Below are 14,256 nucleotides of genomic sequence, written 5' to 3'. Positions count from 1 at the left end.
CCTCCTCAGTGCTGATGCGCCGCACCGGATTTCTCCAGATCAGCACGTAGCAGATAGCTGCTGCCGGAAACGTAAGTCTCACCAGCTTCAATACCATCGAGAATCTCGACCTGAGCGGCTCCTCGACGTCCTATCGAGACAGCCCGCGGAACATAGCGACTCTCGCCCTCACGGATAAAAACGACAGTCTTTCCTTCCGCCCATTGCAGGGCTTCAAGCTCTACCGCGAGCGCTACCGGCGTTTCTGAAATTGCCACCGCCGCATCGACCATATCGCCGGGCTGCATATCACTGCTGGTATTGGTCAGACCAACGCGGGCGACCCGATATGGAACAGGGCCAGCGCCCGGACCAACGGAAAGGATGTGACCGGCATGATGGTGGCCACGATGACGGACCGTAACCGGCTGCCCTTGGCGAACGTGATCGCGGTCAGCAGAAAAGATCTTCAACTCAGCCCAGAGAGACGAGTCGGAAACGATCGTGAATAAGCCTTCGGCGCCAGTCAGCTCACCGACGTTGGCCGAGCGCAGCTGAATCAGCCCAGAGACCGGGGCGTTAATTTCATATTCGCCCAGACTGATGTCAGACTCGACGACGGCCAGCCGTTCCCCCTCCTCGACCTGATCACCCTCTTTCGCAAAAAGACGCTTCACCACACCGGGAAAGCGCGCCCGCACTTCGGCGGAATGACCCGGCGGTGACACCAGCTCACCTAACAACGTGACCTGACGTACCAGCGTCGCGGGACCAGCCTGATCGAGCTGAATACCGAGCCGCTCTGCAATATCGGGTGAGATATTGACCTGGTCTTCGTGGTCTTCGTGGTCTTCGTGATCACTCGCATGCTCATCATGTTCAGATGCGTGAGCCTCTTCCTGATGAGCGTTGCTATGGGGCCCTGCGTCGTTCTCTGCCAGGCTGGCACGACACAACATCAGGCCAAAGACGCACGCCAGAAGCCCTGTATACCGGACAGCAGTTTTTGCTCCGGTGGATAGAATGGACATAAAAAATTTCCTGTATCAGTCAGTGAATAAAATAAATTCAGGACGGATCAGGCAATCGGAGGGCGATGGATTCCGGGGCGGTAGAGCGAATAGTAACCCGTCACGCGCTTGTGCGGACACTCGCTGAACAGCGCGGGACTGACGGTATCGTAAGGAAATCCGGGTAATGTGATGTGGCTGCCATGATTATGGCACTGGCAGCAGTGATCACACTCTGTATCGGTGTCGCAACCGACAGAGTGCTCACCAGAGGCGTCACTGACATGGTGCTCGTCCGACACAGTGACGACCAGAGAAGACTCCAGGTCATCCGTAATAAGCGCAGACCACTGCACCGCAAAAAGCAGCAGCAGAAAACTGGCGAAACAACGGGAATGTGCGCGGAAAATATCAGACATGACACTGATAGTAGCCGGCCGGTCTCACCCCTGCAATTCTGAGGGATGAAAACCGACACTTGCTTACAGACAGATCAGCGACGACGCTTTGGTCCGGACGACTTTTTAACAGCGCCAGACTTACCTGGGGGCTTGAATCCGGGGCGCGCCCCCTGACGACGACCGGTATATTCTTCCGCTGGGATCAGAGCATTGGGGCCGCTTCCGATGAGGTCCTGACGACCAATACGCTTAAGCTCGGTACGCAGTGCAGGCCAGCCTTTCGGGTCGTGATAACGCAGGAAGGCTTTCTGCAGGCGACGCTCTTCCAGATTCCGCGGAATATGCATCTTCTTCGCTTTATAGCTCATGCGGTGGAGTGGGTCCCGCTCTGAATGGTACATGGCCGTAGCCAGCGCCATCGGTGATGGATAGAAGGTCTGAACCTGATCCACCCGGAACTTATTGCGCTTAAGCCACAGGGCCAGATTCATCATGTCTTTCGTTTCAGTGCCCGGATGCGCTGCAATAAAGTACGGGATCAGATACTGTTCTTTGCCCGCCTCTTTAGAGAACTTATCAAACATGCGCTTAAAGGCATCGTAGGTACCCATGCCCGGCTTCATCATTTTACTGAGCACGTTCATTTCTGTGTGCTCTGGGGCAATCTTCAGATATCCCCCCACATGGTGAGTGACCAGTTCACGTACATATTCAGGGTCTTTCACCGCGAGGTCATAGCGCAGGCCCGAGGCGATAGCGATGCGTTTGATACCCGGCAGCGCCCGCGCGGCCCTGTACAGCTGAGTCGTGGCGCTGTGGTCGGTTTTCAGGTTCTTACAGATACCCGGGTAGACACAGCTCAGGCGACGGCAGTTATTCAGAATCTCCTGACTCTTACAGGTCAGGTGGTACATATTGGCTGTGGGGCCACCCAGATCTGAAATCGTGCCGGTAAAGCCCGGCACCTTGTCGCGTATTTCTTCGATTTCAGAAATGACAGATTCCTGCGAGCGGCTCTGAATGATGCGCCCTTCGTGTTCCGTAATAGAACAGAAGGTACAGCCACCAAAGCAACCGCGCATGATGTTGACCGAGAAACGTATCATCTCGTACGCCGGGATCTTTGCATCACCGTAGCTTGGATGAGGTACACGCTGATACGGGCGTCCGAATACGCCATCCATTTCATCGGTTTCAAGCGGAATCGGAGGCGGATTCACCCAGATCTCTTTGGTGCCATGGCGCTGTACCAGCGGCCGCGCGTTGTAGGGGTTCGACTCCTGATGCAGTACGCGGGAGGCGTGGGCGTAAAGCACACTGTCGTTACGTACCTTCTCAAACGACGGCAAACGGATCGCCGTCTTGTCAGGATCCAGGTCTGCCTTACGGTGCAGCGGCATAGGTACGATCTTCACCGGCATGACGTCACTGTCTTCTGCTGCGCCCTCTTCCTCAGAACCATTGGTGCTGCAGGACATGTTCTCGGTGTCCTTCATCTCGTACGGATTCGGAATCTGATCAATCTGCCCCGGCCAGTCAACGCGGGTAGAATCAATCTCGGTCCAGCCGTCAGGCGTAGCATCGCGCACTACTGTGGTACCACGCAGATCCGCCATGTCTTCGATAGAGCGCCCCTGCGCAAGTCCGTGGGTCAGCTCGACAATGGCACGCTCAGCATTACCGTACAGAAGTATGTCTGCACCTGAATCGATCAGTACCGAGCGACGCACCTGATCGCTCCAGTAATCGTACTGGGCAATACGCCGCAGCGAGGCCTCAATGCCACCGATCACAATAGGGACATCTTTGTAGGCCTCCCGGCACTTCTGAGAATAAACGATCACCGCCCGGTCGGGGCGCTTACCGGGCTCACCATGTGGCGTGTATGCATCATCCGAACGCACCTTAAGGTCGGCGGTATACCGGTTGATCATAGAATCCATGTTGCCAGCGGTGATACCAAAGTAGAAATTCGGCTTACCCAGGCGGGTGAACTCTTCAGGGTTGTTCCAGTCAGGCTGGGCGATGATTCCGACCCGGAAGCCCTGAGCCTCCAGCATGCGCCCCATTACGGCCATGCCAAAGCTTGGGTGGTCAACATAAGCATCGCCCGTGACCAGAATGATATCGCAGGAGTCCCAGCCCAGCTGGTCCATCTCATCCCGGGTCATAGGAAGAAACGGCGCCGTGCCGAAGCATTCTGCCCAGTAGGGATAGTAAGAGAAGAGGTGTGGAGCTGGCTGATTCATGGGAAACCGCAAAGACCTGGCTGGAAAGTCGGGTATTGTCTCAAAAACGCCCTCCTGGCAAAAGAGCCAGGCTGTCAGGCGAGTCCTGACAGGCATATCCGGCCGCCATCTATGCTTCTGCCCCGTTTTGAGCCAATGCACATCCATTGTGCACTTTCCCGCACCAGCAACGGGCACACCGGGTTCCCGGTCACCCTCAACCCCTCCCCACCAGAAGTGCACCAGAAAAAAGCAGGTTGTTTTTCAACCAGATTTTTTGACACCACTTTTGGTGCAAAACCTCGAAAAATACCCCTGTTTTTTAAATTTTTATTGAATTTCCGGGTTTTGGCACAGGGCTTGTATTAACCATTTCAGAGTTTCAACGGCGAAGCTCGGACTTTTAATTCAGACATAAGCAAAGGCGCTTTCGACACCACAGAACCGTGGATGTCGGGCGCCTTTTTTTTGTGCTTCAGAAAAGGGGAAAGAACATGCGAGGAATCAAGACGCTGCGTCGCACTTTTGTTAAGAGCGCGCTCGTACTGGCCGCAGGTATGGCAACGATGTCAGCACCGCTTACCAACGCTGCAGAATATGCAGAAAAAGAAGAGCTTAAATTCGGTTTTATTAAACTGACCGACATGGCTCCTCTGGCAGTGGCATACGAAAAAGGTTACTTCGAAGATGAAGGCCTGTACGTCACACTGGAAGCGCAGGCAAACTGGAAAGTTCTTCTCGACCGGGTTATTGATGGACAACTCGATGGTGCACACATGCTGGCGGGTCAACCGCTGGGTGCGACCATCGGCTTCGGTACTCAGGCACACATCATCACCGCATTCAGCATGGACCTGAACGGTAACGGCATCACAGTTTCCAATGATATCTGGGAACAGATGAAGCCAAACATTCCTAAGCAGGCAGACGGTAAACCAGTACACCCGATCAAAGCCGATGCGCTGAAGCCTGTGATCGACAAATACAAAGCGGAAGGCAAGCCTTTCAATATGGGCATGGTATTCCCGGTATCTACCCATAACTACGAACTGCGTTACTGGCTGGCAGCCGGTGGAATTAACCCAGGTTACTACGCACCACACAAAGGCGACAGTTCTGGTCAGATTTCAGCTGACGCCCTGCTCTCTGTAACTCCACCACCACAGATGCCAGCGACAATGGAAGCCGGCACTATTTACGGCTACTGCGTAGGCGAACCATGGAACCAGCAGGCTGTATTTAAAGGCATCGGTGTTCCTGTGATCACTGACTACGAAATCTGGAAAAACAACCCAGAAAAAGTATTTGGTGTAAGCAAAGAGTGGGCTGACAAGTATCCGATCACCCACAAAAAAGTAGTTAAAGCGATGATCCGCGCAGCGGAATGGCTTGATGCAAACAACAACGCGAACCGCCCTGAAGCTGTGAAGATTCTTTCCAAGCCTCAGTACGTTGGTGCCGACTACGACGTTATCGCTAACTCAATGACAGGTACCTTCGAATACGAGAAAGGCGACAAGCGTGAAGTGCCTGACTTCAACGTATTCTTCCGTCACAACGCGACCTACCCGTACTACTCAGATGCTATCTGGTACCTGAGCCAGATGCGCCGCTGGGGTCAGATTGCAGAGCCTAAGTCTGATGACTGGTTCATGGAAACTGCGAAGAAAGTTTATCGCCCTGACATCTACGCAGAAGCTGCAAAAGAGCTGATCAAAGAAGGCAAGATGAAAGCATCTGACTTCCCTGATTTCGCTACCGAGACTGGCTTCAAGCCACCTCAGACTGAATTTATCGACGGTATTACCTACGACGGTACTAAACCAAATGACTACCTCAAGAAGTTCAAAATCGGCCTGAAAGGCAACGACAAGATCTGATCTGAAGAAGTAGTTAACAAAGAGCGGGGGCAACCCCGCTCCGCGAGGAAAAAATTATGAGTATTGCTCTGTCAAACATTGCCTGGTTAGAACCAGTTGTAAAAATCGCCAAGGGCGAAAACGTCGCCGAAAATGCTCAGCTGATTATCAAATCAGTGGGTCTACCGCTTGCTGGCATTCTGGTCTTCCTTCTGGTCTGGCATGCAGCTGCAAGCAATATCAACACATCACTGGGACAATTCCCTGGCCCTGCCGACGTTGTCGAACAAAGCCAGAGCCTGTGGACTGAACACCTCACTGAGCGCGAAAAAGCCGAAGCTTTTTACGAACGCCAGGAAAAGCGAAATGCCGATCGTGTTGCTAACGATCCAAGCTACGTTCCTAAAATCCGCGAATATACTGGTAAGCCCACCTACATCGATCAGATCGGAACCTCGCTGGTGACCGTACTGAGTGGCTTCCTGCTGGCCTCTGCAATCGCAATTCCATTCGGTATTGTGATCGGTCTGAGCGCCAACCTTTACAGTGCATTTAATCCGGTTATTCAGATTTTCAAACCGGTATCACCACTGGCATGGCTGCCACTGGTCACCATGGTGGTCTCAGCTCTGTATGTGAGCGATGATCCAATGGTTGCAAAATCTTTCGTGACATCAATGATTACCGTCATGCTGTGCTGCTTGTGGCCAACCGTGATTAATACCGCAGTGGGTGTAGCATCTATTCCTAAAGATCTGATTAATGTCAGTCAGGTACTGCGCCTCAGCTACCTGGAACACGTAAGAAAGATCGTTCTTCCATCCTCTATTCCAATGGTATTTACCGGCCTGCGTCTGTCGCTGGGTATTGCCTGGATGGTACTCATCGCCGCAGAAATGCTGGCTCAGAACCCTGGTCTCGGTAAATTCGTCTGGGACGAATTCCAGAACGGTTCATCCGACTCACTCGGCCGTATCATGGTAGCAGTCATCACCATCGGTATTATCGGCTTCCTCCTCGACCGCATCATGCTGATGATTCAGCGTCGTGTGTCCTGGGATAAATCTGCAGCTCTGCGCTAAGAGGAGAATTAATTATGAATCCATTACTTGAATTAACTGATGTTGGTATTGAGTTCCCTACTCCAAACGGTCCTTTCTGCGCGCTGCAGAATGTGAACCTGAAAATCAAAAAGGGTGAATTTATTTCTCTGATCGGCCACTCAGGTTGCGGTAAATCCACCGTTCTGAATATCGTTGCTGGCCTGTATCAGGCAACTCAGGGCGGTGTCGTGCTGGGCGGTAAAGAGGTCAACGAACCGGGCCCAGAGCGTGCAGTTGTGTTTCAGAACCACTCTCTGCTGCCGTGGCTGACCGCCTACGAAAACGTAGAGCTGGCAGTAAAACGTGTATTCAAAGGTAAGAAATCCAAAGCCGAAATGAAGGAATGGATTGAACATAACCTTGAGCTGGTACACATGAGCCACGCACTTCATAAACGTCCGGACGAAATTTCTGGTGGTATGAAACAGCGCGTCGGTATTGCCCGCGCCCTGTCTATGGAGCCACAGGTTCTGCTGATGGATGAACCGTTTGGTGCCCTGGATGCACTGACCCGTGCTCACCTGCAGGACTCTCTGATGGAAATTCAGAAAGAACTTAACAACACCGTGATCATGATTACACACGATGTGGATGAAGCCGTATTGCTGTCCGATCGCATTGTGATGATGACCAATGGCCCATCAGCCACGATCGGTGAAATTCTTGACGTGGAGCTTGAGCGTCCACGCAACCGTATTCAGCTTGCTGACGATCCGACTTACAACAAGTATCGCCAGCAGGTGCTCAGTTTCCTGTATGAGAAACAGCGAAAGCCAGATGTCGAAGCGCCCGCCAAGAAGGCTGCAACATCTGAATCTAAAACTGAAAAAGTCGCTTAATTTTTTTGATCTATCAGGCTTCGATTAAGGAGAATGCCATGCAAGCTAAGAAAACGTTACTGGCGATCGCACTGGGGGTTGCTGCACAGGGCGCATACGCAGATTTCATCAGTGAAGGTGATCTTTACGCAGACACAAAGCTGCGCTTTGAATCCGCAGATGTAGATGACCAGAATGATGCGAGAACTGCCAATGCACTGATTGCCGATGTGGCGATCGGTTATGAAACAAAAGAATTCAGCGGCTTTAAAATCCTGGCGGAATACGAAGTTGTAGAAGCAATGGTTAATCACTACCAACAAGAGACTGCAGGCTACGATGGCATTGCAGATCCAGAAGTACGTGAATGGAACCGCGCTCAGATCAGTTATGCAAAAGACGGACTGTCTGCAGTCGTAGGTCGTCAACGCATCATTCTGGATAACGCTCGCTTTGTTGGTAACGTAGGCTGGCGCGCAAACGAACAGACCTTTGATGCAGTCACTCTGGGATACAAAATCGGTGACGTGACCGCCCAGTACTCCTATATCGATCAGGTGAACGGTATTGTCCGTAAATTTGACGCTGACGTCACGGATCACCTGCTGAATATCAGCTACGGTACCGCGGTAGGTAAGGCAACTGCCTATGCCTACCTGCTTGAAGACGATGACAGCGAAAAGACCGACGATACTGTTGGCGCCCGTTTCTCTGGAAAAACTAAAGTCTCTGACGGTGTCAGCGTGCTGTATACCGGTGAGTATGCGATTCAGAGCGTAGAAACAGCCGATGGTGAAGAGAATGAAGCAGCATATATGCTGCTCGAAGCTGGTGCCTCTTTCAGCGGTGTCACTCTGGCTCTGGGTAATGAAACCCTGGGTAGTGACGATGGTGAATATGGCTTCCAGACCAGCCTGGCAACCAAACACGCATTCAATGGTTGGGCAGATCAGTTTCTGGTAACCCCAGCGCAAGGCCTGAACGATATGTATGTGAAGGCTGCCGGTACGATCAGCGGTGTTAAAGTAGCGGCTTTCTATCACAAGTATGATTCAGTCGAAGACAGCCTGGATCTGGGCTCAGAATTCAACATTGTTGCAACAACTAAGGTAGCTAAGAAGTTTACCGTAGGTGCGAAGGCAGCAATGTATTCTGCGACTGATGACTCAGAAGACCTGAAGAAGTTCGATACTACAAAGTTCTGGCTCTGGGCCGGTACCAAGTTCTGATCTCAGCTCAGAACGTTACACAAAACGGCCGGATTATCCGGCCGTTTTTCGTTATACTCGAACCATGTTTTTACAGGGCCAGCGGATGACAGATAACACCCTCATCATTATCGGTAACGGTATGGCGGCTAACCGCGTGCTCGAAGAGCTCGGTACAGGCCATCCTTATGATGAAATTCTGGTACTTGGTGATGAAAATATTCCTCACTACAACCGGATTATGCTGTCGCCTCTGCTCGCCGATGAAACGACCCTGGAAGCCATCACTCCTCATGATGACAGCTGGTACAGCGAACACAAAGTTCGTATTCTGCTCGGCTCAGGGGTTGCCTCAGTTGATAAAGAAAGACGCGTAGTGACCACCAGTCAGGGTGAAAGCTACCCCTACCGGGATCTGGTGTTTGCTACCGGAAGCCGCTCTTTTATTCCCGATATTCCGGGCAAAGACCACCCAGCAGTCATCGGTTTCAGAACCATGTCTGATGTCGATACGATGCTTGAACATCTGCCCAGCCTGCGACAGGCAACCGTGATTGGTGCCGGGCTGCTTGGTGTTGAAGCGGCTGTTGGTCTCAAGCTTCGCGGCGTAGAGGTCACGCTGTTGCATCGTAATCCCGTTTTAATGAATCGCCAGCTTGACCAGGTCGCCTCCGGAATACTGGAGAACGCCCTCGCCGCCCGTGGCATTGAAGTACGGACCGGCACCAGCCCCAGCGAAATTATCACCGAAGGTGATCAGATCAGCGCCGTCCGGGTAAGCAATGCCGAAGGAACAAGCGATATCCCCAGCCAGCTGGTTGTATTTGCAACGGGTATCACCCCCAATAAAGAGCTGGCAGAACAAGCCGGAGTCAGGACACACCGGGGAATTCAGGTCGACAACCAGATGCACACCTCAGTGCACAATGTGTATGCAATTGGTGAATGCTGTGAATTCGAAGGTCAGACGTATGGCCTCGTAGCCCCTATCTGGGATCAGGCAAAAGTGCTCGCTGATCGTCTGAAAAAGTCAGCAAAAACGACGTACTGTGAACGCACCCATCTGACCAAACTGAAGGTCTCCGGGCTTGACGTACACAGCATCGGTGAATTCGATGCCACCGAGAACTGCGAAAGCCTGGCGATGGAAGACCTGGATACGGGTTTTTATCGCAAGCTGGTGTTGAGAGGCAACCGGATTATCGGGGTTCTCTGTGTCGGGGATGTTGCCGACAGTCACTGGTACTACGAGCTGATGCAGGCGAACACAGACATTTCCCCGTTCAGGGAGAGCGTATTAATGGGTAAGGCATTCTGTGAGCTTGGCGATCAATAAGTGATGGGCCGGTAGATCCCCGCGTTCGCGAGGATGACACAGCTAATAGCTCCTTCAGGATGACACACCCAATAGCACTTGCAGGATGACAACGTCTCTGTCATTTCCACGAACGTGGAAATCCAGCGTAATGAATGTGCTTTGTTATGGATCCCCGCGTTCGCGAAGATGACACAGCTAATAGCTCCTTCAGGGTGTCAGCAGTAATAACACTCTCAGGATGACGGCTGAAATTCAGTGATCTGACCAGACAGCAAATTCATTTCCACTGGGCTCGGCAAAGTGAAATCTGCGGCCTCCCGGGAAGGTAAAGACCGGACGTATCACCTCACCACCTGCAGCGATAATTTTTGCCATCGTACTTTCAAGATCGCGGCTGTAGAACACCAGCAGAGCACCACCCCGTTCTGATCTCGAGGTCAGCTCTGCCTGATAAAACCCACCATTCAACCCCTGATGATCAAACGCGGTATACGCCTCACCATAATCGGTAAACTTCCAGCGGAAGACCGTCGAAAAAAATACTTTTGTCGCCTCAATATCGCGTGCAGCAAACTCAACGTAATCCATTTTTTCATGCTGCATCCGATTCTCCCGGTGTTCGCAGTATCAGTTCTGTATTCCACTGTATACGATATATAAGGCTTCCATCAATGCGATTGCAGCCAGAGCAATCGCAGCGCCTTTCCAGAAATTCAGCCCCTGCCGAGCCAGCAAAGGCTTGCTTTCATACCGGCTGATAAGTGCGCTGTTGGGCTTTTTAAGATCTGCCCAGAATTCAGAATACGCCTGGTGCCGATCATTGAGATCCGGGTCACAGCCCTTCTCCAACGCGAGATCGACCCACTTTGGAATATCCGGCCGGTGTTCAGACAACGGGTGATATCGCCATTCAGAAGTCGAGCTCGCGCCTTTACGGTGCACCTTATCCATCCGGTATGGCTGATGCCCACTCAGCATTTCATAAACCATCACCGCGAGAGAAAAAAGATCACTGCGATTATCCGCGACCCGGTCAATGACATATTCTGGCGCAATGTAGTTAACTGAGCCGACCGGAATATCTTCTTCAAGCGATTTTGGCAGCTCAGCTAATCCACGGACATAGACAGTACCAAAATCAATAATTTTGACCTGGCCCTTACGATTAATCATGACATTCTCAGGCTTCATATCCCTGTGAACCATTCCCAGACGCTGCATAGCACGCAGCCCATGAATAATCTGTTCGGTAAGGTCACGTACTTCAGCCAGAGACGGTGAAGGATGATCATCGATCCATTGTCGTAGCGACTGACCTTCTATCAACTCACAGACATGGTAGAGAAAGCGCCCCCCAGCTAATGGAGGTTCAACCTTCATTACATTAGGATGATCAAGACGGTTACCAATCCACTGCTCGCGGACAAAACCTTCCAGATAGATCAGATCTTCTTCAAAGTTGAGTGAGGGGACCTTAAGAGCATATTGCTTCTGATTACGCAGATTGGTGACACGGTACAGATGACTGCGTGTTCCCGAAAAGATCACACCTTCAACTTCGTAATGATCAATTTTATCTCCGGGCTTCAGTACGGGAGGAATCGCCCGTGCTGTCAGGGCCCGGTGGGTTTCTTCGATATCGGGCTTGGGTACCGAGTTAATGCGGATAACAAGCGCAGTCAGGTTGTCATCCGATTGATTTTCTAATGCGGTATGGACCAGCTGAGTCGCAAGTTTTTCAACCTCATGCTGACCCGGTTTTTTTTCTGCCAGGGGCGCCAGCAATTCGTGTAACTGCTTATCCTGAACAAACCCGTGAACACCATCAGATGTCAGTAACAGAATATCTCCCGGTTCAAGGTCATCGTTCAGATAATCCATTTCCACCCGGATATCCATGCCAAGTGCACGACTGAGATACTCGCGGTTTTTTCCGATACGGTGCGTATGATCGCGTGTCAGGCATTCAAAATTGCCATTACGTAACCGGTAAATACGGCTGTCCCCGGCATGGAACAGATGCATAGTATTCGACTTGAAAATCAAGCCAGAAAACGTCGTCACCAGAGAGTTATGCCGGGCCGTGGCCTGTTGCCCCTGATGGTATAACCAGGAATTCAGAGAACTCAGAACTTTTCCTGCGGCCGTCTTCACATCCCACGAATCGGGGGTACTGTAATAGTCATTCAGAAAATGAGTCACCGCGGTGACACTGGCCTGCTGCGCGTTCTCACTGCAACTGACGCCATCTGCCAGACAGCATCCGATACCTTTGTACTGCGCGATCGCCGAGGTCGGTTGCCAGACAGCAAACGCATCCTGGTTTTCAGGTTTACGCCCTTCCGTACTGTAACCGCCGAAGGTGATATCCAATTGTTCTGCCATCAGGCTCTGCCCCGGTAATTATGTTTCAACTGTGCACAAAAAAAGTGGCCGTAGCCACTTTTTTTGTCAGACCCAGGAAAGATCAGCTCACACTGATCATTTCAACTGAGCCATCTTCATTAACTTCAACCATGTGACCTTTCGGCTCTTCCATAAACAGCAGAGCGATAAAGCCAACAACGGCAGTACCCGCAATCACCAGGAAGAAGGTTGAGTAATCAACAAATGAAAGTACAGTCAGGTAAGTTACCGCACCGACGTTGCCGTAGGCTCCGGTCATACCTGCGATCTGGCCTGTCAGGCGACGTTTAATCAGCGGCACAACTGCAAATACTGCACCTTCACCGGCCTGAACAAAGAACGAACACGCCATCGCAGCAACCACAGCAAGCCACAGCGGCCAGCTGCTACCCACCATCGACATAACGAAGTAACCAACAGCAAGACCAGCCGTAAGAATCAGGAGTGTTGATTTACGGCCGAAACGGTCAGAGATCCAACCGCCGCCAGGGCGCGACATCAGGTTCATAAATGCATAGGCAGAAGCCACCATACCCGCCATTACCGGATCAAGAGTGAACGTCTCTGCAAAGAAGAGTGGCAGCATAGATACCACAGCCAGCTCAGATCCGAATGTTGCAAAGTACAGAATATTCAGAACAGCCACCTGCTTGAATTTGTACTGGTGCATTTCAGGCACCGGCTTTTCAAAGATGCCTTTGTTCACTTTCCAGACATGGCTGACTTCGTAAACAAACAAGAGTGCCAGACCGATATAGCAGAACAGCGCCGTTGTTTCAGACAGAAGCTTTACACCTTCCGGAGACAGTTTCCAGGTCAGCAGGGCGAGCGCTGCATACATAGGAATTTTCATAATCAGCAGGAAGTAAAAATCACCTTTCGAGGTTACTTCCATAGCGCCGATATGTTTTGGCTTGAAGTAAGTAGAGCCCTTAGGTGTATCAGATACGTTCATGTAGTAGATAACACTGAACAGCAGGCTCAGAATACCAGTCACACCCACGGCATAACGCCAGCCATCATCGCCACCAAACCACAGAGCGACAACAGGCAGAGAAAAGGCCGCGGCAGCCGAACCAAAGTTACCCCAGCCGCCATAAATGCCTTCTGCGGTACCCAGCTCGTTGGCAGGGAACCATTCGCTGACCATACGGATACCGATAACAAAACCAGCACCGATAAAGCCAAGCATGAAGCGGGCAATCGCGGCCTGCTCAAAGCTATCTGCCATGGCAAACATAAAGCAAGGAACAGAACACACCGCCAGGAGTGACGAGTACACAATTCTTGGACCGAAGCGGTCGGTCAGCATGCCGATCACAACCCGGGCAGGAATGGTCAGTGCCACGTTCAGGATCAGAAGTGTCTTAACTTCGGAAGGTTCGAGCCCGAGGCTTTTGGCAATCGCCATCAGTAATGGTGCATGGTTAAACCAGACAACAAATGTAATGAAGAAGGCAATCCAGCTCAGGTGTAATACCTTCATTTTCCCTGTAAACGACAACAGGTTGAACTTTTCGGAAGACATAACGCGTCCTATCTTTTTCTTAGCTTATGTTTTATCAGAATCCGGGCGGCAGCCCTGCCCTCAGGCAGAAGCTGCGACTTCGACGACACCATTTTCAATACGGACCGCAAAACTTTCGATTGCTTTGTCCGCATCTTCAAGGCATTCGCCACTGCTCAGATCAAAGTGCTGTTTATACAGCGGGGAAGCCACCACAGGGCGCTCACCGATAGAGCCTACGATCCCCCGGGATAACACATTCGCTTTACCGAAAGGGTCGTAGTTACTGATGGCATACACTGTCTCACCCGCACCATAGCGGAATACAGCAACCTGTTTTCCACCCACCAGTGCACAGACACCAGTATCCGGAGTGAGATCAGTAAGAGGGCAAACAGAAGTCCAGTTAGTCATAACAA

At 51.5% G+C, this 14,256-nt stretch carries 13 protein-coding genes; 6 read left to right on the top strand and 7 right to left on the bottom strand.

Features of this window, described 5'->3' with window-relative positions:
• Positions 1-5 precede the first annotated feature (5 nt).
• The 3 genes from Q1L85_RS08360 to Q1L85_RS08350 all read right to left on the bottom strand — a co-directional run bounded on the left by Q1L85_RS08360 (position 6) and on the right by Q1L85_RS08350 (position 3,639).
• The gene (locus Q1L85_RS08360) at positions 6-1,010 is read right to left on the bottom strand and encodes an efflux RND transporter periplasmic adaptor subunit (protein ID WP_300424829.1); all 1,005 of its coding nucleotides are present in this window, start codon (positions 1,008-1,010) and stop codon (positions 6-8) included.
• Positions 1,011-1,057: 47 nt separating this feature from the next.
• On the bottom strand, positions 1,058-1,408 hold the full coding sequence (locus Q1L85_RS08355; RefSeq protein WP_300424831.1) for a hypothetical protein: 351 nt from the start codon (positions 1,406-1,408) through the stop codon (positions 1,058-1,060).
• Positions 1,409-1,482: 74 nt separating this feature from the next.
• Complete coding sequence (locus Q1L85_RS08350) at positions 1,483-3,639, bottom strand: YgiQ family radical SAM protein (protein ID WP_300424833.1); 2,157 nt, start codon at positions 3,637-3,639, stop codon at positions 1,483-1,485.
• A gap of 111 nt (positions 3,640-3,750) precedes the next feature.
• Between Q1L85_RS08350 and Q1L85_RS08345 the strand changes: the two genes are divergently transcribed.
• From Q1L85_RS08345 to Q1L85_RS08320, 6 genes are all read left to right on the top strand, one after another.
• Entirely contained in the window at positions 3,751-3,987 is a 237-nt protein-coding gene (locus Q1L85_RS08345; RefSeq protein ID WP_300424835.1) for a hypothetical protein, read from the top strand.
• A 125-nt stretch (positions 3,988-4,112) separates the two neighbouring features.
• Positions 4,113-5,498, top strand: coding sequence for a CmpA/NrtA family ABC transporter substrate-binding protein (locus Q1L85_RS08340; RefSeq protein WP_370292649.1), 1,386 nt, complete (start codon positions 4,113-4,115; stop codon positions 5,496-5,498).
• A gap of 56 nt (positions 5,499-5,554) precedes the next feature.
• Positions 5,555-6,559, top strand: a complete 1,005-nt coding sequence (locus tag Q1L85_RS08335) for an ABC transporter permease (protein ID WP_300424836.1) — start codon at positions 5,555-5,557, stop codon at positions 6,557-6,559.
• Positions 6,560-6,573: 14 nt separating this feature from the next.
• Positions 6,574-7,419 (top strand): ABC transporter ATP-binding protein, encoded by an 846-nt coding sequence (locus Q1L85_RS08330; RefSeq protein ID WP_300424838.1) that lies wholly within the window; start codon positions 6,574-6,576, stop codon positions 7,417-7,419.
• Between the two features lie 38 nt (positions 7,420-7,457).
• Positions 7,458-8,627, top strand: a complete 1,170-nt coding sequence (locus tag Q1L85_RS08325) for a hypothetical protein (protein ID WP_300424840.1) — start codon at positions 7,458-7,460, stop codon at positions 8,625-8,627.
• A gap of 85 nt (positions 8,628-8,712) precedes the next feature.
• Positions 8,713-9,942: an NAD(P)/FAD-dependent oxidoreductase gene (locus Q1L85_RS08320; RefSeq protein WP_300424842.1), complete on the top strand. Its 1,230-nt coding sequence runs from the start codon at positions 8,713-8,715 to the stop codon at positions 9,940-9,942.
• Positions 9,943-10,176: 234 nt separating this feature from the next.
• Here the strand turns inward: Q1L85_RS08320 and Q1L85_RS08315 are convergent, their stop codons facing one another.
• From Q1L85_RS08315 to nirD, 4 genes are all read right to left on the bottom strand, one after another.
• Entirely contained in the window at positions 10,177-10,527 is a 351-nt protein-coding gene (locus Q1L85_RS08315) for a VOC family protein (protein ID WP_300424844.1), read from the bottom strand.
• Positions 10,528-10,551: 24 nt separating this feature from the next.
• On the bottom strand, positions 10,552-12,309 hold the full coding sequence (locus Q1L85_RS08310; protein ID WP_300424846.1) for a bifunctional protein-serine/threonine kinase/phosphatase: 1,758 nt from the start codon (positions 12,307-12,309) through the stop codon (positions 10,552-10,554).
• Positions 12,310-12,391: 82 nt separating this feature from the next.
• Positions 12,392-13,858: a NarK family nitrate/nitrite MFS transporter gene (locus tag Q1L85_RS08305; RefSeq protein WP_300424848.1), complete on the bottom strand. Its 1,467-nt coding sequence runs from the start codon at positions 13,856-13,858 to the stop codon at positions 12,392-12,394.
• 60 nt (positions 13,859-13,918) lie between these two features.
• Complete coding sequence (gene nirD, locus Q1L85_RS08300) at positions 13,919-14,251, bottom strand: nitrite reductase small subunit NirD (protein ID WP_300424849.1); 333 nt, start codon at positions 14,249-14,251, stop codon at positions 13,919-13,921.
• Between the last annotated feature and the right edge of the window lie 5 nt (positions 14,252-14,256).

This window comes from uncultured Thalassolituus sp. (assembly GCF_950066645.1).
Classification (GTDB): domain Bacteria; phylum Pseudomonadota; class Gammaproteobacteria; order Pseudomonadales; family Oceanobacteraceae; genus Thalassolituus.
This window is presented reverse-complemented; position numbering and strand designations above follow the sequence as displayed.